18 protein-coding genes, 1 pseudogene and 1 riboswitch are annotated in these 22,503 nt (G+C 50.6%); all 19 genes and pseudogenes read left to right on the forward strand.

Features of this window, described 5'->3' with window-relative positions; translation table 11 throughout:
• The first annotated feature begins 20 nt into the window (after positions 1-20).
• The 19 genes and pseudogenes from IEW26_RS23640 (at position 21) to cbiE (ending at position 22,435) form a co-directional block, all read left to right on the forward strand.
• Positions 21-416: a Fur family transcriptional regulator gene (locus IEW26_RS23640; RefSeq protein ID WP_188594145.1), complete on the forward strand. Its 396-nt coding sequence runs from the start codon at positions 21-23 to the stop codon at positions 414-416.
• Entirely contained in the window at positions 392-1,204 is an 813-nt protein-coding gene (locus IEW26_RS23645; protein ID WP_111272301.1) for a winged helix-turn-helix transcriptional regulator, read from the forward strand. The genes IEW26_RS23640 and IEW26_RS23645 overlap by 25 nt, the downstream gene beginning before the upstream one ends.
• A 397-nt stretch (positions 1,205-1,601) precedes the next feature.
• Complete coding sequence (locus tag IEW26_RS23650) at positions 1,602-3,053, forward strand: catalase (protein WP_188594146.1); 1,452 nt, start codon at positions 1,602-1,604, stop codon at positions 3,051-3,053.
• A 235-nt stretch (positions 3,054-3,288) separates the two neighbouring features.
• Complete coding sequence (locus tag IEW26_RS23655) at positions 3,289-3,705, forward strand: BlaI/MecI/CopY family transcriptional regulator (RefSeq protein WP_111272299.1); 417 nt, start codon at positions 3,289-3,291, stop codon at positions 3,703-3,705.
• Positions 3,706-3,727: 22 nt separating this feature from the next.
• Positions 3,728-4,570: a M56 family metallopeptidase gene (locus tag IEW26_RS23660; protein WP_186323066.1), complete on the forward strand. Its 843-nt coding sequence runs from the start codon at positions 3,728-3,730 to the stop codon at positions 4,568-4,570.
• Positions 4,571-4,630: 60 nt separating this feature from the next.
• Positions 4,631-5,047, forward strand: a complete 417-nt coding sequence (locus tag IEW26_RS23665; protein ID WP_373288542.1) for a DoxX family protein — start codon at positions 4,631-4,633, stop codon at positions 5,045-5,047.
• 415 nt (positions 5,048-5,462) lie between these two features.
• Positions 5,463-6,164 carry a pirin family protein gene (locus IEW26_RS23670; protein WP_188594148.1) on the forward strand — a complete coding sequence of 234 codons (702 nt, stop codon included), beginning with the start codon at positions 5,463-5,465 and terminating at the stop codon, positions 6,162-6,164.
• Positions 6,165-6,214: 50 nt separating this feature from the next.
• Entirely contained in the window at positions 6,215-6,553 is a 339-nt protein-coding gene (locus tag IEW26_RS23675; protein ID WP_188594149.1) for a hypothetical protein, read from the forward strand.
• Between the two features lie 142 nt (positions 6,554-6,695).
• Entirely contained in the window at positions 6,696-8,294 is a 1,599-nt protein-coding gene (locus IEW26_RS23680; protein ID WP_188594150.1) for a spore germination protein, read from the forward strand.
• Between the two features lie 4 nt (positions 8,295-8,298).
• Positions 8,299-9,498, forward strand: a complete 1,200-nt coding sequence (locus tag IEW26_RS23685; RefSeq protein WP_188594151.1) for a Ger(x)C family spore germination protein — start codon at positions 8,299-8,301, stop codon at positions 9,496-9,498.
• Complete coding sequence (locus IEW26_RS23690; protein WP_111272292.1) at positions 9,491-9,712, forward strand: hypothetical protein; 222 nt, start codon at positions 9,491-9,493, stop codon at positions 9,710-9,712. Before IEW26_RS23685 ends, IEW26_RS23690 begins: the two co-directional genes overlap by 8 nt.
• 18 nt (positions 9,713-9,730) lie before the next feature.
• On the forward strand, positions 9,731-10,960 hold the full coding sequence (locus tag IEW26_RS23695) for a GerAB/ArcD/ProY family transporter (protein ID WP_188594152.1): 1,230 nt from the start codon (positions 9,731-9,733) through the stop codon (positions 10,958-10,960).
• Positions 10,961-11,091: 131 nt separating this feature from the next.
• Positions 11,092-11,919: a uroporphyrinogen-III synthase gene (locus IEW26_RS23700; RefSeq protein ID WP_145404508.1), complete on the forward strand. Its 828-nt coding sequence runs from the start codon at positions 11,092-11,094 to the stop codon at positions 11,917-11,919.
• 422 nt (positions 11,920-12,341) lie between these two features.
• Positions 12,342-12,532: riboswitch (cobalamin riboswitch) on the forward strand.
• Between the two features lie 408 nt (positions 12,533-12,940).
• Positions 12,941-14,878: a precorrin-3B C(17)-methyltransferase gene (gene cobJ / locus IEW26_RS23705; protein ID WP_188594153.1), complete on the forward strand. Its 1,938-nt coding sequence runs from the start codon at positions 12,941-12,943 to the stop codon at positions 14,876-14,878.
• Between the two features lie 1,128 nt (positions 14,879-16,006).
• A pseudogene (locus tag IEW26_RS30445) lies at positions 16,007-17,074 on the forward strand (sirohydrochlorin chelatase); the annotation flags it as partial.
• A gap of 290 nt (positions 17,075-17,364) precedes the next feature.
• Positions 17,365-18,135: a precorrin-6A reductase gene (gene cobK, locus IEW26_RS23715; protein ID WP_188594155.1), complete on the forward strand. Its 771-nt coding sequence runs from the start codon at positions 17,365-17,367 to the stop codon at positions 18,133-18,135.
• Positions 18,136-18,359: 224 nt separating this feature from the next.
• Positions 18,360-19,007, forward strand: a complete 648-nt coding sequence (locus tag IEW26_RS23720; RefSeq protein WP_184181180.1) for a precorrin-8X methylmutase — start codon at positions 18,360-18,362, stop codon at positions 19,005-19,007.
• 1,027 nt (positions 19,008-20,034) lie between these two features.
• Positions 20,035-21,189, forward strand: a complete 1,155-nt coding sequence (locus IEW26_RS23725; RefSeq protein WP_188594156.1) for a cobalt-precorrin-5B (C(1))-methyltransferase — start codon at positions 20,035-20,037, stop codon at positions 21,187-21,189.
• The gene (gene cbiE, locus IEW26_RS23730; RefSeq protein ID WP_229729996.1) at positions 21,152-22,435 is read left to right on the forward strand and encodes a precorrin-6y C5,15-methyltransferase (decarboxylating) subunit CbiE; all 1,284 of its coding nucleotides are present in this window, start codon (positions 21,152-21,154) and stop codon (positions 22,433-22,435) included. Before IEW26_RS23725 ends, cbiE begins: the two co-directional genes overlap by 38 nt.
• Positions 22,436-22,503 lie beyond the last annotated feature (68 nt).

Consider the following 22,503-nt stretch of genomic DNA (forward strand, 5'->3'; position numbering starts at 1 on the left):
AATATAAAGGGGTATGGGTTGTGAAAACATTAAATCTGACAATACAGCGGCAAGCCGTATATGATGTCGTGCGTAAATCAGAGGATCATCCAACCGCCGCCGATGTGATGAATCGGTTGGTGGAGCAAGGGTATAATCTGGCTTATGGTACGGTATATAATTCTCTTCGTTATTTAACAGATAAAGAGCTGATTAGAGAGCTTAAGCTTGGCGAAACAGCCAGCCGTTATGATGCCCGGATGGACGATCACCAGCATATTATGTGTGAAGTATGTGGTAGAGTGGACGAGGTGATGACAGAGGTTCCTCCCCAATGGATGCAGCAGGTAGCGGCAGAGACCGGTTACGCAATTGATCACGCACATGTAGTATTTGGAGGTGTCTGCGGGGAATGCAGAAACAAACGGATCAAGTAAAAGTGAAATGGTCGGGCCGCCGGCTTCCGCTCCGGGTCAAGCCTGCCCTGGCTGAGACCGAGCCTGCACCGTTAGTGGATAATTGTCCGATTACCCGACGTGTCATCCTGATTAGTCCAATGCCTGGTCAAGTACATGAGCTGGTGAAAGCCTTGACCGATAGCTGCTTTGACGTGCTTGTGTTTCATCGCTGGGAACCGGACCTGCATGAGCGCCTGGTATTTGATCTGCTGATCTATGATCTGTCCGTGGCCGGAACGATTGACGCGTTTACGGGAATCAGCAGTCGTTTGAATCGTGAGGCCGAGCACACAACACCCTGTCTCTACCTGGTTGGTGAGAAGATGATTGGCAGTGCAAGCGGACCTATGCTGCAGGAGGAACTGCTTGTGTGGCCGGCACGCCCGCAGGAAGCACTTTACCGGGTTCAGCGCATGATTGGCAGCAGTCCTGTCATGCCAAAGCGTGCATTCCTGCCGGAAGAAGGACAGCGAATCGGCTTTAAGGATCTGCTGCTTGATCGGGAACGGATGAGCGTACAGCGTGATAATACCCGGATTCATCTGACCAAGACGGAATATGATCTGCTGCTGAAATTGATTGATGCCAAAGGTGCAGTCATCTCGCGTGAAGAGATGCTTAGTGACATTTGGGAGACTGATTTTACAGGTGGAAGCAACGTAGTCGATGTTCATATCAAGAGCTTGCGCAAAAAACTGGGTGATAATGCGTCTTCGCCGCAGTACATCGTTACGGTACGAGGTGTAGGCTACCGCCTTGCGGATTAACCTTTCATAAAGAAAAGCTGCAGCTTATGCGGGGAACCTTTCTTTGTGCATAGTGGTTTTGGTTTAAATCAAGCGTTGATCGTTTAATAAACGGTCAGCGCTTTTTTATATTTTTGAAATAGTTATCACGGAATGACAGAGAGCTAATCAGATGCTTCATACATCATTCATGTTAATTGAAACAATCTCATCTTAACCTCATGTGAACCTCATGCAGTGTAAGCATAGGACATGTTAGAATCAATTTAACAGTTAGATCAAGTCTAAATGTATATTTGAGCCGATGACGAATATGATTGGAATTAGATGATGCATATGATTTGAATTAGTAGTGAATATGATTCGAATTAGTAGATAGTTACAACAGAGAAATTCCATTTCAGAGGAGGACGACAGGATGACAGATCGTTTGACGACTAATCAGGGAGCACCCGTAGGAGATAACCAGAATTCACGAACAGCGGGCAGAAGAGGGCCAACCCTTTTAGAGGATTATCACCTTATCGAGAAGATTGCACACTTTGACCGTGAACGCATTCCTGAACGTGTTGTACACGCAAGAGGAGCCGGAGCGCATGGGGTGTTCAAGCTGGAGCAGAGCATGAAGGCGTATACTACAGCTGACTTCCTGCAAGAGCCGGGTACAGAAACCGATGTGCTTGTACGGTTCTCGACCGTTATCCACGGCACAGGTTCACCCGAAACTGCACGGGACCCACGCGGATTTGCCGTTAAATTTTATACACGTGAAGGCAATTATGATCTTGTCGGAAACCATCTGCCGGTTTTCTTCATTCGGGATGCGATTAAATTCCCGGATATGGTTCACTCGCTCAAGCCGGCTCCAGATACCAACATTCAGGACCCGGCACGTTATTGGGACTTTATGACGCTGACACCGGAATCCACGCATATGATGACCTGGCTGTTCTCTGATCTGGGAACTCCTGCGAGTTACCGGGAAATGGATGGTTTCGGAGTGCATGCTTTTAAATGGATCAATGCCCAAGGCGAAGTGCACTATGTGAAATACAAATGGGAATCTGCCCAAGGCGTTCGTGCCTTCTCCCGTCAGGAGGCTGCCGAGGTACAGGGCCAGGACTTTAACCATGCAACACGTGATCTGTACGACCATATCAAAAACGGGGAATATCCGCAGTGGAAGCTGCAGGTGCAGCTGCTCAAGCCGGAACAGATGAATGATTTCTCGTTTGACCCGCTGGACCCGACCAAAACATGGCCAGAGGATGTCCTTCCGTTTCAAACCGTAGGCACGATGACCTTGAATCGCAATCCGCAGAATTTCTTCGCGGAAGTGGAACAGGCGGCGTTCTCGCCAAGTGCAGTTGTGCCAGGCATTGAGCCGTCTGAGGATAAATTGCTGCAAGGCCGACTGTTCTCTTACCCGGATACACAGCGTCACCGTCTTGGACCCAACTATCTTCAGATTCCGGTTAACTGCCCTTATGCGCCAGTACGTAATCACCAGCGCGATGGCTTGATGAATGTGAATCAGGACCCATCCCCGGTGAACTATGAGCCTAACAGCTCTGGTAGCAGCCCGCAGGAGGCCCCGGCTTACCGGGATAGCCAGGTTCCTTTAAACGGGCATGTAACAAGGGAAAAAATTGAGAAGACAGATGATTATACGCAGGCAGGGGAACTGTTCCGTTCATTCACACCTGTGGAGCAGCAGCATCTGCTGGATAATCTGACGAATGATCTTAAAGCAGTGCCGGTCGATATTCAGATGAGAGCATTGTGCCACTTCTTCCGTGCCGATGCACAGCTTGGTGGGCGACTCGCTCACGGTCTGGGTGTAGACATTTCTGGGCATATGCCGAAGTAACATTCCCACGAAGGCATCGATTTGTTGATCTGTGATGTAAAGAAGGTTCGAAACAATACATCATGGTCTGTCATATGCACCGGGCAGGACCGCAATGTGCGGAATGGCCCGGTTTTTTGCGTTTTTTACTCAAATGAAAAACAATTTTACTAATCATTTACATAAAAATAGCTGACATAGAGGTTGACTTCTTATCCATGGACACTACAATGGGTAGTGTGAGGGGTGTCAGAATATGAGAATACACAATTTCAAAGTGGGTGAGCGTGGACTGAACCGTTTCTTTGGTCCGCTGGAGGCCAGAATTATGGACATTCTGTGGGCTCGTCCCGGCAGCAGCATTCGTGAAGTACAGACTGCACTGGAACAAGACAAAGACGTCAACTTTAATACCGTCATGACTGTAATGAATCGTTTGGTGGATAAGGGATTGCTCGGCAAAACACAAAAGGGCCGCACATCGTTGTATCAGCCCGTTCAGAGCAAGGAGGCATTTATGAACGATCAATCCAAGGAATTGTCCCAGGAACTGGTGGACGAATTCGGGACGCTGGCATTGAATCATATGCTGGACGCGCTTGATGAAGCTGACGAGGGTTTGATTGAACGACTCGAAATGAAGATCAAACAGTGGAAAAAGGAAAACGAGTAATATGTGGAGGACCCGCTCCAAGATGTTGTTCACCGTCGGATTTGGTATTCCATTGCTTGTGCTGGTGCAGATGTTTATGTATGCGATGTACAAATTATTTGGTTGGGACATCCGGCTCAATCTGCTGTGGCTGTGCAATCACTGGATGAGCCGCATGGGCTGGATGTCCGTAGGGCATTTCCTGCTGCTGCTGGTGCTGCTGACATTTGCCGGGACAAGCTGGCTGCTGTCTGTACGAATGATTCAAACACGCGCGGCAATGGCCAAGCTGCGTTCAATGGAGAATCACATCTGGTCGGAAAGGCTGAATGCCAGATATGAGCATCTGAGAAGGCCACGGTTTGTAGTGGTAGAGCAGTCCTCTCCGGTTGCTTTTACGATCGGGTTGTGGCGGCCTTGCATTGTGCTCTCCACAGGTTTGCTGCATATGCTGGATCCGGAAGAGGAGGAGGCGGTCGTATATCACGAGGTTCATCATCTGTGGCATCGTGATCCCCTTAAAACGACATTGCTTTCCGTCTTTGCTGCCATGATGCCTTATATCCCTGTGCTCAAGCATACGTCGCAGCAATATCGCATTGTGAGAGAGATTCTGGCAGATAACGAAGCCATTGAACGAACAGGGAATGCGGTTGGGATTGGCAGTGCTCTCCTGAAGCTACTGCGTGCATGTTCACCATCAATAGTAGAGAGCAGAACGCAGATTATTCAGTCTTCGTTTGCCGATACGTCTGTGAACGTGCGCATCTCACGGCTGCTAGACCCTGAACGGGATGTTAAGCTGCGTTTACCGCGTTATGCGATTCTTATATCGGCAACGGTATTCCTGTTGCTGTCCATTCTGTTTGTCTGGTCGATCGGATAGGAGTGTTTGGATCAAGAAAAGAGACATAATGAACTAAATTTGAATGAAATGAGGAGATGAATGATGAATAACAAAAGTATTGAAATGGGCCTCTTTTTCTTACGAATTATGATTGGTTTGATCTTTGTAATGCACGGCTGGAGCAAATTCGAGGGTGGAATTAGTGGAACGGTAGGTTTCTTTGAAAGTATAGGCATTCCGGGTTTTATGGCATCTGTCGTTGCTATTATTGAGCTTGCAGGTGGCGCAGCAGTGATTCTTGGTCTGGGTACACGCGTATTTGCAGCTTTATTCATCGCTGTAATGGTGGGAGCGTTGTTCACGGCCAAGGCAGGTCAGCCGTTTCTGAATGGGACAGAGCTGGATTATATGCTGATGGCAGGATCATTAACGCTACTTCTGACCGGGAGCCGTTTCTTGGCAGTGGATTATCTGTTTAACAGACAAGGAAATGCACGACAGAATGTGAACGCCTGACCTGTGTACATGCTATACAATTTGAACTACTATTCATTTTTGCCGCATTAACTGCGAGTGGTGAAAAAACTGCAAAATCGAGCCGCGGCCTGAAGCTTTCGGCAAGAAAGCTGCATCTGAAGCATACGCTTAGCACCGGATTCCCCCTTTGAACAAGGGAGTCGCCAGCTCAATGAAGCTCTTGACCTAATCATTCAATCAGGTAACGCGGTTTGCCTGATCGAATGGAGGGGTCAAGGGCTTTTTTCGTTCATACCTATTGTATCTGATGTTTGGACGAATGCCCTTGATGTCTGATATAATGAGAATAAGTATGCTACTAAGAAAAAATAAGAGTAGACAAAAACCAACCAGCAAGCAACACATTAGAAAAAATCAGACGGGCATTACAATAGATATGAGGAGGTTGCACGATATGATTAAAATCATTCCATCTGAAGCACGTTCCAGCTTTGACCGTGGGTGGCTGCGCGGAAGTCACAGCTTTTCCTTTGGTGAGTATTACGATTCGGACAACACGGCCTTTGGACCGATGCGGGTTGCTAACGATGATGTCATTGCCCCCGGTCGCGGTTTTGGTGCACATCCCCATAGTGATATGGAGATTGTATCCATCGTACTGAGCGGCAAGCTGAGACATGAAGACAGTCTTGGTAACGTAGCTGTAACTGGCTTTGGCGGCATTCAGCGAATGTCGGCAGGAAGTGGCGTGATTCATACCGAGCACAATGCCTCCGATACGGAAGAGGTCAGACTGCTGCAGCTGTGGTTTATGCCACATACCAAAGGACTGCAGCCATCCTACGAAACCACCTCCTTTGATACAGCGGCTCTGGAGGGAGCTCTTGTACCTGTTGCATCTTCCGAGGGAGGGCCACGAATCGCCACAGTGCATCAGGATATGACGATTTATCTTGGGCGTCTGGCTAAAGGAAAGACGCTTGATTTTGAGCAGCATGCCGGACGTCGGATGTACATTTTCTCCATTGAGGGCAAGCTTGGTCTGCAAAATGAACATGTGCTGCAGACAGGAGATACGGCAAGAGTGGAGCAAACCCCTATGATGAAGCTGGAGGGACTTGAGGACACTTTTTATATGTTGATTGATCTGCCGTAACAAGCAGAAGGACTGATTCTCACGCCAAGATCAAAGGAGGAAACACACCTATGGCACAGCAGGAATGGTTTATGGTAAAGCACGGCGTAACCGGGCGCGGCCTGGCGAACAGTAAAACAGATGCAGAGCTGTCTTATCGCTTTCAGAAGCAAGGCACGGGCTACGTGTTCACCGTAACGGGGCTGGACGAGCAGACGGTTGCCAGAATTATTGACCTGAAACAGGAATTGAACGTATTTCGCTTTGTACAGCGCAAAGATCGTCCATTGACGAAGCATTGGTATTATGTCGATGGCGACCGTGTCACGTATGACAGCGAGCGCTGTACACTCAAGATCCATGCCAAGTCGGAAATTGAATATATTCCAAATGATTATTTTGCTGACTAAATTCAGTATCCAACGTGTGCTATGCAAATTTGTTCAACAAGTCTTCCTTAGGGAAGGCTTTTTTTTGTGAAAAAAGACCACATAATTCCTTGCCCTCTGGCACAAGCTACCTTGTATAAAAACAAGAATGGAGGGGCGGCATATGGCAGATAAATCATCATCGGGCAGTAACAAATCCAAAGCTTCGGGATCGGTCTCCAATCATGGCCAATATGTTCCACTTGGGCTGCCGTCTCCGCCTATTCTGAAACAGCCCATCAGTGCGGTTCATTCCAATCAGATTCAGGCGTTAAAGGAGATTTTCTCGGATTGCTCGGACGTGGTTTTCCGTAATGTCATGATTTCACCGGAGACGCAAGGCCTTCTGGTATACGTGGAGGGTATCGTTAATTCGTCAGATATTCAGGAGCACATGCTCCGTCCCTTGATTCATGGACTTGTGCAGCAGCGATCGGATGAACCGGATGTGCCCATTGATGATACACGCATTGAGTTGACCCAGGTGAAACGTGTCAAGACATGGGATGCTGCAACAGAAGGTGTACTGGCTTCCTCCGCACTGCTGGTGATGGATGGCAAGAGTGAAGCATGGCTTTTCAATGTGAAAGGCGGAGTAAGAAGGGGCGTAGAGGAACCGCAGACAGAGTCCGTTATTCGTGGACCACGAGAAGGCTTCACGGAAACGCTGCGGATGAATACGGCTTTGCTTCGCTTCAAGCTGAAGACTCCTGCACTTAAAATGGTTAGTATGACGCTGGGCACGGATACCAAAACAGATGTGGTCCTGATCTATCTGGAGGGCGTCGCTGATCCCAAAATGATTCAGGATGCCAAGAAACGTCTGGAAAAGATCGAAATTGACGGCATTCTGGAGTCAGGATATATCGAAGAACTTATAGAGGATCATCCGTATTCTCCTTTTCCACAGATGCATTATTCGGAACGCCCTGATACCGTAGCCGGGAACCTGCTGGAGGGACGTTTTTCGATTATGGTGGATGGTACACCCTTTGCCTTGATCGCTCCTGTGACGATGTGGCAGATGTTACAGGCCAGCGAGGATTATTATGAACGCTTTTTTATTAGTAATCTCATTCGCTGGATTCGCTTTCTGTTTGTTGCGATTGCCCTGTTCCTGCCGGCCCTTTACATTGCAATTACAACGTTTCATCAGGACATGCTGCCGACTACACTGATTCTCAGCATAGCTGGTGCAAGGGAAGCTATCCCTTTCCCGGCACTTATCGAGGCCCTTATCATGGAACTGTCCTTTGAAGCCTTGCGAGAGGCCGGGGTAAGGCTCCCCAAGACAGTCGGTCAAGCTGTCAGTATTCTCGGTGCCCTCGTGATTGGGCAAGCCGCTGTGCAGGCAGGTATAGTATCGGCACCGATGGTGATTATCGTATCCATGACGGGTATTGCCTCGTTTACGATTCCCCGCTTCAACTTTGCGATCACTGTTCGGCTGCTGCGATTTCCGATCATGCTGTTGGCAGGTATGCTGGGGCTGTACGGTATCGTCATCGGTCTTGTGCTAATCTCGGTGCATCTCACACAGATGACGTCATTTGGTGTGCCGTATCTGTCAGGTGTTAGCCCATACAGCAAAAAAGATACCAAAGACATTCTGGTTCGTGTGCCTTGGTGGAAAATGATCAATCGTCCTTCAACGGTCCACCGGGACCGGAAGCGGATGACTAGAGATATTAATGGTTCGCCGGAAGCGGAGGAAGGATGGTAATCCCATGCGTCTTTTAATAAAATACAGGGCTGTCGCCGCACTCCTCCTATGTACCTCTCTGCTTGCTGGCTGCTGGGATCGTGAAGAGATCAATGACATTGCTTTTGTCATTGGCATAGCTGTGGATAAGGAAAAAGAGGATTACCGATCCAGCCTGCAAATTGCTCTTCCTGGACAATCCGGGGCATCCGGAAGCGAGGGTGGCGGTGGTGGAACAAGCGGTGACAAAGCATGGTTTATCCTGTCCAACACAGCGAAGACACTGCGCGGTACATCGCTGGAAGGTCAGAAATCACTCTCGCGCAAAATCTATTATGCGCATCGCCGCACCATCCTGATTGGTGAGGAACTTGCACGTGACGGTGTAGCTCCCATGCTGGATTTGTTTACAAGATATCCTCTTAACCGGTTGTCTGCTTTGCCTGTCGTTACAAGAGGAGAAGCTTATAAGGTTATTGATACAGATGCACCGATCGAAAAGTTCCCCTCCGAGATGGTACGGGAATTATGTTTTCTCAATATGCGAAATCCACGTTCGCTCAAAACGTTCATCGATTCGATTCTAAGCGATGGAGTAGACCCGTTCCTGCCCATTGCGTCTGTTTCGGACAGTGTGCCTAAGGATTGGAAGGACTCCAAAACCAATATCAAGCTCGACGGGCTGGCTATTTTCAAAAAGGATAAGCTGGTGGGCATGATGGACAAAGCTCCTGCCGATGCGCTCATTCTTGCCATGGGTGAAGCCAATGAGCCGGAGATCATGGTTAAAGCTCCGCGCGGAGAAGGTGATCTGTTCATCAAGCTGAATGAGAATAACTCGTCCCTTCATCCCAAAATCGAGAATGGCAAAGTGACCGTGACAATTCAACTGTATGCGAAAGGGGTCATTGTGGACAATGAATCCGATTACGGCGATCGTCGTGAGGAGGAAATTCTGAAATTGAATGACGCAGTACACCGGAAGATCAAAGAGGATATTGAAGAAGGTGTGCGGCTGGTGCAGAAAAAATTTCATGCAGACATTCTTGGTATGGGGCGTTCTATCCACCGACATTTACCCAAGGAGTGGGATAAAATCAAGGACCGATGGGATGTCATCTATCCGGACGTTCAGGTAAATGTGGTACCACATGTCATTATTGAAAATGTAGGTATTGTCAATAAACCGATCGGGGTCGTAGAGGAGGATATTGTGCATGATTAAACCCCTGCTGTATACGTATCTGGCCATGGTAGTGGTCGTGCTGGTCATGGACTTTCGCCATTTGAAGCAGGCGGCCCCCGTTAATCGCTGGCTGTCGTACGGAATTATCGGCATGGCAACAGGCATCTGGTTTTATGTGACGACCTTGAAGAAAACGGTTTTTCTATCGGTATGGATGAGTCATATCATTCAGCGATTGCTTCCGTTACCCTGAGAGAAAGGAGGAGGCAGAATGAATCAGAAGGTAACCCACCGGCAAATGGTGTTAATCATTATGCTGCTGAGTATTACGGGTACACTGCTGCAGCCTCATACACAAGCCATTTTTTATGCAGAACAGCATGCCTATCTGTGTTACGTACCCGTTGTACTGGTTATGTTTACGTCGATGTGGATGCTGGGTCGTGTGCAGCGGCGCTTTCCAGATAAGGATCTGTTTGAATCACTTGTGACGCGATTTCCTTTTTTGGGAAGGCTCGCCGGATTCATGTACATTGCGTTTTTTTTCTTTGTGTTTGCCAGAGACATTCGGCTGACGGGTGACTATGTAAGCATCACCTTGCTGGAAACTACGCCTATATCCATTATTGTGCTTTCTTTAATTGTGATGGCTATATTTATTGTGCGCGGGGGGTTGGGTTCCCTGATCGGGATGGTGGAGCTGTATGTGGCTCTTTTCCTGTTAAACTCCATCATTGTGCCGTTTATGCTGATTAAACAGATCAATATAGATACCTTGAAACCCTATTTTGATATTGATTACGCGGGAGTGGGAAGAGGCAGCTGGTATCTGTTCTCTTTTTACGGGGAGATGATTGCTTTGCCCTTTGTGGTCAGAGGCCAGGATTTCAAAACAAAGTCCATTTTCTCAGGTACCGTGCTGACAGCCTTGCTCATGATGTTAATTGTTGTTGAAACGATTACTTCGATTGGAGTCCCGATTGCCTCCAGACTTGTGTATCCATCGTATGAACTGGCAAGGCAGCTGCAGATCAGTGATTTCCTGGATCGGTTTGATCTGGCGCTTGCGGCGGCAACCCTGCCCTGTATTATAACGAAGATTGCGTTTGACCTGTACTTTGTGTGCTGGGGACTGAAACGAATGATTCCTAAAGTGTCAGGCAAGGTGCTGACAGGGCCGATCGCATTAATGGGTTTTGTCTGTGCATTCTGGTTTTTCCGCAATGCGATACAGCTGAATCGATTTACCCGGGAGTGGACATGGATTGCCATTGTATTTGAGGTAATATTTCCGATGGTATTCTTTCTGTTTCTGCGTCCACGTAAAAAGGAAGCACAGCATGCCGCGCATTCTGATTCCGGGGAGCGTGCGCCTAAAGGCAAGCAGCACGGACAAGAACGTGAGCAGCAATCAATGGAATCGGAAGATCAGACGGACGAAAAGCCTGGAGATCAGAAACGCAGGGATACCCTTGGTGGCGGAAATCTGCAGCCTTCCTGATATATACCATAAAAAATCGTTATAGCTGATGAGGGCAAAAAGAGAGCGGTCATGGTTTCCCTTGGCAGAAGCAGCCTGTATACTGTAGTCAGACTAATGAACATTCGGCTGAACGAACAGGGGGAGCTTACATGGCACAGCATTTGGCAGGGGTACGTGTTGCATTAACCGGACCGCGAAAATCCAAAGAGATGTCTATATTGGTAGAGAAGATGGGTGGAGTTCCACTGGTGCGGCCTGCACAGGGGACGGTATTTCTGGATGATCGCAATATTAGAGACGGGTTGGTCTCCTGGATATCCGATCCGCCCGATTGGGCTATTTTTACGACCGGCATGGGGTTGGACGCTTTGTTTAACATGGCTGAGGATATGGATGTTGCCACGCAGCTGCGGGATGTCATTGCTGCATCTTGTATTGCGGCCAGAGGATATAAAACGGTCAATGCACTCAAGAAGCTGAAATTGACACCGCTCGTACGGGATGATGATGGCAGTACAGACGGGTTGATTCGTGAGTTTGGCTCACATGATCTTGCTGGTAAAAAGGTCATGCTGCAGCTTCACGGGGAAACCGCTCCGAAGCTGGTGGCCTGGCTGGAGGAGCAGGGGGCCGTCGTAAGGCAGGTACTGCCATATCGTCATGTACCGCCGGAAGCAGCAGAGCTTGAGCAGTTACTGAATGAGATTATTCGGCATGAGCTGCATGCAGTAGCTTTTACCAGCGGTCCGCAGGTTCGCTTCTTGACGGAATATGCAGCTGCTCAAGGTAAGCTGCAGCAGATGCTGACAGCTTTCAAGGAAGGGGTAGTCCCGGCCTCTGTAGGTAAGGTAACGGCGAATGCAATGCGTGAGGAAGGCATTGAAGCCATCGTTGTACCTGAGGAAGAGAAGATGGGGGCGCTCATTGTGGAGCTGGGTCGTTACTTCGCCGCACATCCGGTGGGTGTCCGGGAGTAAGGTATAGAAAATGGTTTTTGGAGATGGCATACGAAAGATGGTTTTGGGGAATGGCCTATGGAAGACTGATTTTTAGAGAAGATGAATGGAAGACTGGTTTTAAGAAAAGATAGATGTAAGATAGTTTTCTGAGATGACAGATTGAAGATGTTTTCTGATACGATATTATGAAAGATGTTTTATAGCGTTATGGAAGAATTTTTAGGAATAGTGTATGAAAGAGTTTTTAGGAATAGTTATATGAGAAGATATTGAGGTTCTGGTCCGCTGGCGGATCGGAATCTTTTTTGTTTTATCCATAATGTTACATCAGGAAAGGGATGAAAGTGTGAGGTTTTACATTAATAAATTGTAAATTAGGACAGCATGGATTGTATCAGGACAAGCATGGACATTATTTCCTGACCGATGTTATGATGAGGACAATATGAAAGCAGCAAGGTGCTCTTGCATAAAGCAAGAGGTAACAGGGAATCGGGTGCAAGTCCCGAGCGGTCCCGCCACTGTAATGGTGAAGCACTTTTCGATACAAGTCACTCGAATTGAACGGGGAAGACAGAAAAGACAGCTGATGATCCAGAGCCAGGAGACCTACCTTGCATGTGTCACCAAACCCTTCGCGGAAAGGAGTGGTGTACGATAATTCAGGAAATGGGCAAACATCGGTTTGCTCCAGCAGGCCCCGCAGGGGCCTCGTGGCTGTGCGTCTTCCTTCAGAGGAAGCCCAGGCCAGCTTTCCTGAGTGTACGTACATGCGTATCTCATCCGTGATCAGGATGGGATTTTTTTGTTTTTATTATCGTAAAATGATGGACCCAATCGGGATATTTGAAATAACAAGTGATGCTGAATACAGGTGAGCTATTGGATCGGAGCTGTATCCGAAGAGGATGAAATGCAGTTCATATTGGAATATTGGGCATCGGCTGGCTGGAGATGCGGGTAGATGAGTTTTGGCATGTGCAGATCGATCGGCATGTGACATGAACAGCAAGACAAGTGGAATGAGGGAGGAAGTAGTATGCAAAAGCAAGGCAAGCTGCTCATCATCGGGTTTGGTCCGGGTGCGATGGAGCATATTACGAAGCGTGCACTGGATGCATTGCAGGAAAGCGAGATCATCATTGGATATAACACGTATGTTGATCTGATTCGGCCTTTGCTGAATGGACAAGCTATCGTGCGTACAGGCATGACGGAGGAGGTCAGCCGAGCGCAGGAGGCAGTCAAGCAGGCTGAGGCAGGTCATATCGTAGCGGTTATCTCCAGTGGAGATGCAGGGGTATACGGTATGGCCGGGCTGGTGTATGAAGTGCTGATCGAGCAGGGCTGGACACCGGATGCAGGGGTGGCTGTCGAGGTGATTCCCGGTGTATCTGCGATCCAGTCTTGTGCTTCCTTGCTTGGTGCGCCCGTCATGCATGATGCGTGTACGATCAGCCTTAGCGATCATCTGACACCATGGGAGACGATTATTCGCCGGGTTGAAGCAGCCGCTGCGGCTGATTTTGTCATTGCTTTGTACAATCCTCGGAGTGGACGGCGTACACGCCAGATTGTAGAGACACAGGAGATGCTGCTGCGTTATCGTGATCCGAAGACACCTGTTGGTCTGGTCAAAAGTGCATACCGCGAGCGTCAGGACGTGGTCATGACCACGCTGGAGGATATGCTGAATCACGATATCGGCATGCTGACCACCGTGATTATCGGCAATTCCTCCACCATGATGTACGAAGGCATCATGGTCACCCCGCGCGGATATCAGCGGAAATATACGCTGAACTCCGCGGAACAGCCGCTCAGACCACATGAGCGGCTGCGCACCGAAGCCGAGCCATGGTCGCTCGGCGCTCGGGAAGCCCGCGCTGCCGCCTCCGGCGAGGCAGCGGGCGATGACGCGGCGCGCCCTGCGCAAGCCGCGCCACCGGCGGAGCCAGCCCTGCGCGGCGCCAGCGCCGGAGCGGGCACGGCTCCGCAAGGGCCGCCGCCCGCAGGCGCATGGGCGGCCGCCACGCCTGCGGCAAGCCCGGCGAGCGCTGCCGCTGGCACCGCCGTGCTTGCCGCAGAGCGGCCCGCGTCCGCGGCGGCGGAGGCCGCACCGCGCGCAGCCGCTGTGGCGCCACGCGCCGGCGCAGCGGAGCTCGCCGCCGAGGCGCTGACGCGGCTCGCGGCAGGCGGCGCGCTCGCGGGCGAAGCGGCAAGCCGCTGGCTGGACGCAGCTGCGTCGGGCCCGGCAGCCGCAGGCGCGCAAAGCGCCAGCGGCGCTGCGGCGGTTGGCACCGCAGCTCGGCCCGTGCCGGGGCGCAAGGCGCCGCTCTTTGAGATCGGCGTGTCGCCCGGCGTGGGCAACAAAAAATTCACCGCCGTCCAGATGGCCCTGCTGGCGCAGTGTGCAAGTGAGGACGGCGAGCTGGAGTATACACCAGAGCACCAGATTATTTTGCGGGTGCCGACATTTGAGCCGGACACGCTCGTGGAGCAGCTGCGTGCCGCGAACTTTATCGTGGTGCCGATCGGTGATGTCATCAAGGTCAAGGCCTGTGACTTCTGCAACCTGGAGAAGGACGATGCTGTACCGATGGCTAATCATCTGCAGGAAGTCATTGGCGGTTTATCCGCTCCCAAGGAAACCAGTGTAGCGCTGAACGGCTGCGGCATGGCTTGTTACGGGGCGGTGCTGGAGGACATCGGCATCGTCTACCGCAAAGGCGCGTACGATCTGTTCCTTGGCGGCAAAAAGTTCGGGCGCAACGCGCACCCGGCTCAGCCCGTAGCAGAAGGAATTCCCGGAGACGAGATTGGCGGCATCGTAGAACGTATTGTGGCGGAGTACAAAGAAAAGGGCCATCCGAACGAGCGTTTCCACAAGTTTTTCAAACGGGTCGGTGTCATTCAGGGCTTCCGTCACGTCGATGCACCAGTCACAGTGGAAGTTAACCCGGTATGCGGTGACTGATGTAGTAAATGATGTGATAACTAAGAGAACTAGGATACTGGATAGAAGATAGAAGGTAGAGAGATGTGAAGACAGAAAGACAGGAGATAGAAGAACAGGATGATATGAGATAGAGGACACCGTTGTTCGATCACTGTCTAGGAAAATAGAAGATAAAGGTCAATCAAGGGTTAGGGAGATAGGAAGCTGGAGGATACGATCTCAATCACCGGCTAGGAAGATAAGGAAGTTGGATGATACTGTTCGATCACCGACGCAGCCGAGTTTTATTTAGACCGGAACGCGTCCCGAAGCGCTAACGATTCCTAGGAGCCTTATATCGCGGAAAAAGGCCTTTTTGAAAATGTAACGAATCGTAGGAACGCTATTTCATTAAAAACCGCCTAAAGTTGGGGTAAAAGGCATCATTTTGGTGAAATAACGTCTCCTGAGATCGTTAGAATTCCTGCGGGGGGAAATTGGTGCAAATAACGTCATCTGGAATCGTTAGCGCGGAGTTGTGAGCGTAGTGGTTTGAAGTAAGTGAGATGGTTAACGGCTAGCGCGAGAGATACGGTGTTCCTGGATGATCTAGTAGTGGTAAAAGCCAACTAGAATTCTAGTGAAAACTCAGTAGAATCCCGGTAGAAACTCCAAAAGCCTGATTAAAACCAGTAGAAAACCAGAAAATCCCAGTAGAAACGCAGCGAGCACTCGGTAGTAGATCGTAAAAGCTTAGTGCAGGTAATCACAAGTGTCGTAGACAACCGCGGAGAAGACTTACGTTTCCCCATAAGTGAAAGCGCAATAAAGCTCAATAAAAGCTCAGTAAGAACTCAGTAAAAGCTTAGTAAAAACTCGGTGGTAGCTCTATGGAATCTCAATAGAATCTAAATATAATCTCAATAGAAGCTAAATTGAAACTCATAAGAAGCTCGTTACTAGCTCAGTATTAGCTCAGTATTAGCTCAGTATTAGCTCAGTATTAGCTCAGTAGAAACTTGGTAATTAACCTAATATGGGTCACTTGATATATGTCTTAATAGATGCTCCTCCTTGGAACCGGGTGAAGAGCCTTACGAATATATGGAATTGAAATCGGACTTGAGAAATCTGATCTGCGGATCGGGCAGAGGAGGAAATAAGAAGATGGATGCAATTTTGTTGGTGGGACACGGGAGTCGTGATCCTGAGGGGAATCGGGAGTTAAAGGAGTTTGCACGTGAGGTTGCTGAACAAGCGCCAGAGAATACACTGGTGGAGACCTGTTTTCTGGAATTAACCAGACCGAGTATTGCTGACGGTGTGACCGCTTGTGTGGATAGAGGAGCGACACGTGTTGTGCTGGTACCGATTATTTTGTTTGCAGCCGGTCATGCCAAGATTGATATTCCGAATGCGATTGACCGTGCCAAAGCACGTTATCCGCAGGTACAGTTTATATATGGTCGTCCGATTGGTGTGCATGAAAAAGTCGTGCAGATCATGCAAACCCGTCTGCAAGAAGCGCAGCCTGTGCGGATTGAAGCTCACCGTGAAGGGGGAAGCGCGACAGCCGTTGCTGCCCCTCCCGCTCCCGTAAACGTAACGGATGAGGAAACTGCCGTGCTTGTGCTTGGGCGGGGAAGCAGTGACCCGGATGCCAACAGTGACTTTTTCAAAATGACCCGCATGCTGTGGGAGAAGCTGCCGTACAGATGGGCGGAAAGCAGCTTTATCGGGGTAACCCAGCCCTCCTTCCCGGAAGGCTTGGAGCGTTGTCTCCTGCTGGGTGCGAAAAAAATCATCATCATGCCGTATTTCCTCTTTACCGGTGTGCTGATTAAACGCATTGATGAGATGACGGCTGAATTTGCAGCAGCGCATCCTGACGTCCAGGTTGAAATCGGCGGATATTTCGGTTTCCATCCGAAGCTGGTCGAGCTGGTGCTGGAGCGTGCGCATGAGGGATTATACGGCCGGGTGACAGCAAACTGTGACAACTGCCAATTCAGACTTGAAGCAGCCAAACTTCATCATCATCACCATGACCATGACCACGGGCATGACCATGATCACGACCACCATCATGGGCACGACCATGATCATGACCATCATCACCATCACGACCATCAACAGCAGCACAACCATCATGACGATCACCATGACCATCACCACGATAATCACAGCCACAGCCATGGACATGACCACCACGAGCACGGGCATGTCCACAGCCATGACGGGAAAGCGCATCACGATCACGGTGACTCAGGAGCGGAACACATACACTCGCACCAGGAACATCACGAACAACAGCATGACCATGATCACGCTGCAAAGACTGCTGTTCACCGCACAGCTGACTTCCATCATGACCATGATGAAGAACTGCACCTTGAGCATCCACAGCATGAAGGAAACCGGAGCAGCAGGCAGCTTGAGGCAGAGCACGCAGCAGCAAAAGCACAACTTGACGCACACTCCGCTCAGGCACAGGTGGCATCATCTTCAGAGCAGGTGAAGCGCTCATGATCCTTATGCTGTGTGGCACCAGCGATGCACGCGAGCTCGCGATTCGAATTCAGCAGCAAGGTCATAACGTGCTGACTTCCGTTGTAACCGAAAGCGCAGCTCAAAGTCTGACAGAAGCCGGTCTCCCAGTTCGTACGGGCCGTCTGACAGTAGAGGCAATGATCGGGCTGATTCGTGAAAAAAACAGTCCTGTCCTTGTGGATGCAAGCCATCCTTTTGCCGAGGAAGCCCATGCGAATGCCATGGAAGCCGCGAAGCAGGCGGGCATCCCTTACATTCGTTATGAACGTACCGGGCTTGCTTACGATGACCATGCACTGCTGCATGTGGTGTCATCTTACGATGAAGCGGCGCTCAAAGCGAAAGAGCTTAAAGGCTCTGTCATGCTGACGACAGGCAGCAAAACCTTGCAAATCTTCACCAAGCACCTGCTCGGTGATCCGGGTATACGCCTTGTTGCACGCATGCTCCCCCGTCTCGACAATATGGAGAAATGCGGTGAGCTGGGCGTGGAGCAACGCAATATTATTGCGATGCAGGGACCTTTTTCCCGAGAAATGAACGAGGCCCTTTACAAGCATTATGCAACGACCGTGATGGTCACCAAGGAAAGCGGCAAAACCGGAGCAGTAGACGAGAAAATCCAGTCTGCGCTGGAGCTGGGCATTCATGTTGTGCTGATCTCACGTCCGGAGGCGGAGTTTGGCACGGTGTTTGATCATTTTGACGGTGTGTTGCACGAGCTGAGCGGAATTTTAGGGGAGTAGTTCTTTGCCTGATAGGCCTAATTTGAATAGTTCAGCTTTGAAGGATCGGTTATGAAAGCGAAGCATTTCCTGTAAGCCTTCTCCAAGAAAGCTACATTGGAAGCATACGCTGATCACTGAAGTGCAAGGGATTCACGAGCCAATCGTGATTGAAGAATAGAACAGCATCTATACGATGATGATGTTTGTGCAAATAAATATGATACAGGGAATGGTGTGAGTACATGGATTTCAAAACGGAGTTTAAACCACTGACGGTGCAGCCGCAGGAGATCGAGGGCAAAAGCTTTGAAATGATTACCGAGGAATTGGGGGAGCATCCCTTCACGGAGGAGCAGTATCCAGTTGTACAGCGTGTTATTCACGCTTCAGCGGATTTTGAACTGGGACGCAGTATGGTGTTTCACCCTGATGCCATCCAGGCAGGAATTGCAGCGCTGCGTGCAGGCCAATCGGTCATTGCTGATGTGCAGATGATTCAGGCGGGAGTGAGCAAGGATCGTATTCGTGGATTTGGCGGTGATGTGCATGTGCATATTTCCGACCCGGACGTGATGGAGGAGGCCAAACGTCTCAATACCACCCGTGCCATCATCTCGACGCGCAAAGCAACCCAAATGTATGAGGGCGGCATCTACGCTATCGGTAACGCACCAACTGCGCTGCTGGAGTTAATTCGTCTTGTAAAAGAGGGCGAGGCCAAGCCGGGTCTGATCATCGGCATGCCGGTAGGTTTTGTATCCGCCGCCGAGTCCAAGGACGAGCTGCGCAAGCTGGACATTCCGTTTATCACCAACATCGGCCGCAAAGGCGGCAGCACCATCGTTGTGGCTGCTCTTAACGCCATTTCGCTTATGGCTGTGAAGGCATAGATCGGCGGGAGTACTCAGGCTGTCCTCATTGTAGAAGTCGAAGGTCGGAGCAAAGCGATGTCCGCATCTGTTAGTACCACTTCTTCCAGTCCAGCAACTTTTAACGATTCCCAGCGACCTTATTTGAGGTGAAATCGCCTATTTCAAAATCTAACGAATCTGAGGAACGCTATTTGGCTGAAAAACGCCCCAAAGCACTGCAAACCATACCTTTTTGGAGAAATAGCGTCTCCTGAAATCGTTAGAATTACAGCGAGGGAAAATTAGTCTAAATAACGTCATCTGGGATCGTTAGCGCGTAGGCGTGAGAGTAGTGTGTGCTAAGTAAATGAGATGCTTAGCGTGGGCCACCAGTGAACGGGATTCTAGCTAGAACGTGTGATGCGGCACGGTGAGGGGAGTCTAGCTCAGCAACTTTTAACGATTCCCAGCGACCTTATTTGAGGTGAAATCGCCTATTTCAAAATCTAACGAATCTAAGGAACGCTATTTGGCTGAAAAAAGCCCCAAAGCACTGCAAACCGCACCTTTTTGGTGAAATAGCGTCTCCTGAGATCGTTAGAATTTCAGCGAGGGAAAATTAGTCTAAATAACGTCATCTGGGATCGTTAGCGCGTAGGCGTGAGAGTAGTGTGTGCTAAGTAAATGAGATGCTTAGTGTGCGGGCCACCAGTGAACGGGATTCTAGCTAGAACTTGTGATGCGGTACGGTGAGGGGAGTCTAGCTCAGCAACTTCTAACGATCACCATGAAGCTTATTTTGCGTAAAATCAGCCTTTTGAAATTCTAACGAATCTAAGGAACGCTATTTGGCTGAAAAAAGCCCCAAAGCACTGCAAACCGCACCTTTTTGGAGAAATAGCGTCTCCTGAAATCGTTAGAATTACAGCGAGGGAAAATTAGTCTAAATAACGTCATCTGGGATCGTTAGCGCGTAGGCGTGGGAGTAGTGTGTGTTAACCAACCAACAATTGACGCAAGATCAACCAAAAAAACTAGAAAAAAGAAGGACGGGAGGTTCAAAGCTATGGAAAAGAAACGCATGAAAAGCGGAGAAGCACCAGACCCGGATAAACCGATGCGTTCCGGCTTTACGACGGGGGCGTGTGCTACGGCGGTTGCCAAAGGCGCGACGCAGCTCCTGTTAACGGGACATATCCCTGCGCAAGCCGTGGTTTCCTTGCCTGCCGGCTTTGACCACTCGTTCGAGCTGAGCGAGCAGGGGCTAATGACGGACGGCACGGCAACCTGTGCCACGATCAAGGACGCCGGGGATGACCCGGACGCCACCCATCTGGCGAAGATCATCGCGCATGTGTCCTGGCGGGACGAGCCTGGAGTGGAGCTGGATGGCGGCATCGGTGTGGGCCGTGTTACCAAGCCCGGTCTGCCCGTGCCCGTAGGCGAAGCAGCGATTAATCCCGTACCGCGGCGTATGATCACCGAAGCTGTGACTCAGGTACTCGCGGAATATGGCGCAGCCAGAGGTGTAAGAGTAGTGATCAGCGTGCCGGACGGCGAAGAGATTGCGAAGAAAACGCTCAATGCGCGGCTTGGCATTCTTGGCGGCATTTCCATTTTAGGCACCCGCGGCGTGGTGGTTCCGTTCTCTACTTCAGCGTACAAAGCCAGTGTGGTGCAGGCCATCTCCGTCGCGCAGGCTTCCGGCTGTGAGCATATTGTGCTGACAACAGGCGGCAGCAGTGAGAAGTATGCAATGAAAATGATGCCCGAACTGCCGGAGGAAGCCTTTATTCAGATGGGCGACTTTGTCGGCTTTGCGATCAAACATGGGAAACGGCTGGGCATGAAACGCATCAGTCTGGTTGGCATGCCGGGCAAATTTGCCAAAGTGGCTCAAGGGGTCATGATGGTGCACTCCAAGAGTGCGCCGGTGGATTTTGGATTTCTTGCGTCCGTGGCTCGCGAGACCGGGGCCGGAGATGAACTGGCGCAAGCGATCGAGGAAGCCAACACGGCGACTCAGGTGGCGGATATGATGACCGAAGCGGGATATTTGCCTTATTTTGAAAAGTTATGCTTATACGCCTGCCGGCATTGTCTGGAACATGCGGGCGGCGGCGTAACGGTGGAAGTGGTGCTGGTCACCATGAAAGGAATGGAACTGGGGAGGGCGGAAATCAGTGAACTTGAACACAACAACTGGAGCAAAGAATCGTAACATCCGTATCATTGGCGTAGGCGAAGAAGGCGCAGCGGGGCTGACAGCGGAGAGCCTGAATCTCATTCAGGAGGCTGATGTACTTGTAGGCGGCGAACGTCTGCTGCAATTTTTCCCGGCGTTTGCGGGAGAGAAGATTGTGATCAAGAGCAGCTTAAACGATCTCGTTGTGAAAATAAAAGCGTTGCAGGACACGCACAACATCGTTGTGCTCGCCTCGGGAGACCCGCTGTTTTACGGCATCGCCGGTTATTTCGCGCGCAAGCTTGGCCCGGATCAGCTGGATATCCGGCCTAATCTCAGCTCGCTGCAGCTGGCCTTTGCCAAGCTTGGCGAGAGCTGGCACGACGCCGTGCTCGAAAGCGTGCACGGTCGCCCGCTCAAAGGCCTCGCCCAGCGCATCGATGGCAAAGCCAAAGTGGCGCTGCTCACGGACGAGCATAACAGCCCCGCTGCGATCGGGGCGTATCTGCAACAGTTCGGCATGAACGAATATGATGCCTATGTTGCAGAGAACCTGGGCGCGGCAGATGAGCGTGCCCGCCACTACACCCTGGACGAGCTGGCAGCAGCTGAGTGCAGCCCGCTGAACGTCGTCATTTTGCTTCGCCGCAAGGATGCACCGGCGCCGCGCAAAGGCTTCGGGTTTGCAGATGAGGAATTCCATCAGCGCAAACCCGAAAAAGGCCTCATCACCAAGCGTGAGGTCCGCGCGTTCAGCTTGTCCGAGCTGAAACTGGGCGAGGACAGCATCGTGTGGGATATCGGCGCAGGTTCAGGCTCGGTGGCGGTGGAGTGCACGCGGCTGGCGCCGCGGGGCCAGGTCTTCGCCATCGAAAAAAACGAGGGTGACCTCGTTAATATCGAGGCCAACCGTGTCAAATTCCGGACCGATTTCACCGTCCTGCATGCCAAAGCGCCAGCGGGGCTGGACGAACTGCCCGATCCGGATGCGGTGTTCATTGGCGGCAGCGGCGGCGAGCTCGCGCAGCTGATCGCCCTGTGTGCGTCCCGGCTGCGCCCCGAGGGACGCATCGTGGTCAATGCAGCGACCATCGAAACGCTGCATGACAGCATGAAGGCGATGCGCGATGCGGGCATGGACGCCTCCGTGACCTTGCTGCAGACGGCGCGGAGCAAGCCGATCCTGAACATGACCCGTTTTGACGGACTGAACCCGATCTACGTGATTACAGGCCAATATATTGCAGCAGACGAAGCGGAAGCTGTGAACGGAGCAGAATAGTTTTTTGGCAAGGAACCAAAGGGGGAGAGCAGCATTAGCACAACAACAGGAAACATCACAAGTGATAC

The organism is Paenibacillus silvae (assembly GCF_014639235.1).
Lineage (GTDB): Bacteria > Bacillota > Bacilli > Paenibacillales > Paenibacillaceae > Paenibacillus > Paenibacillus silvae.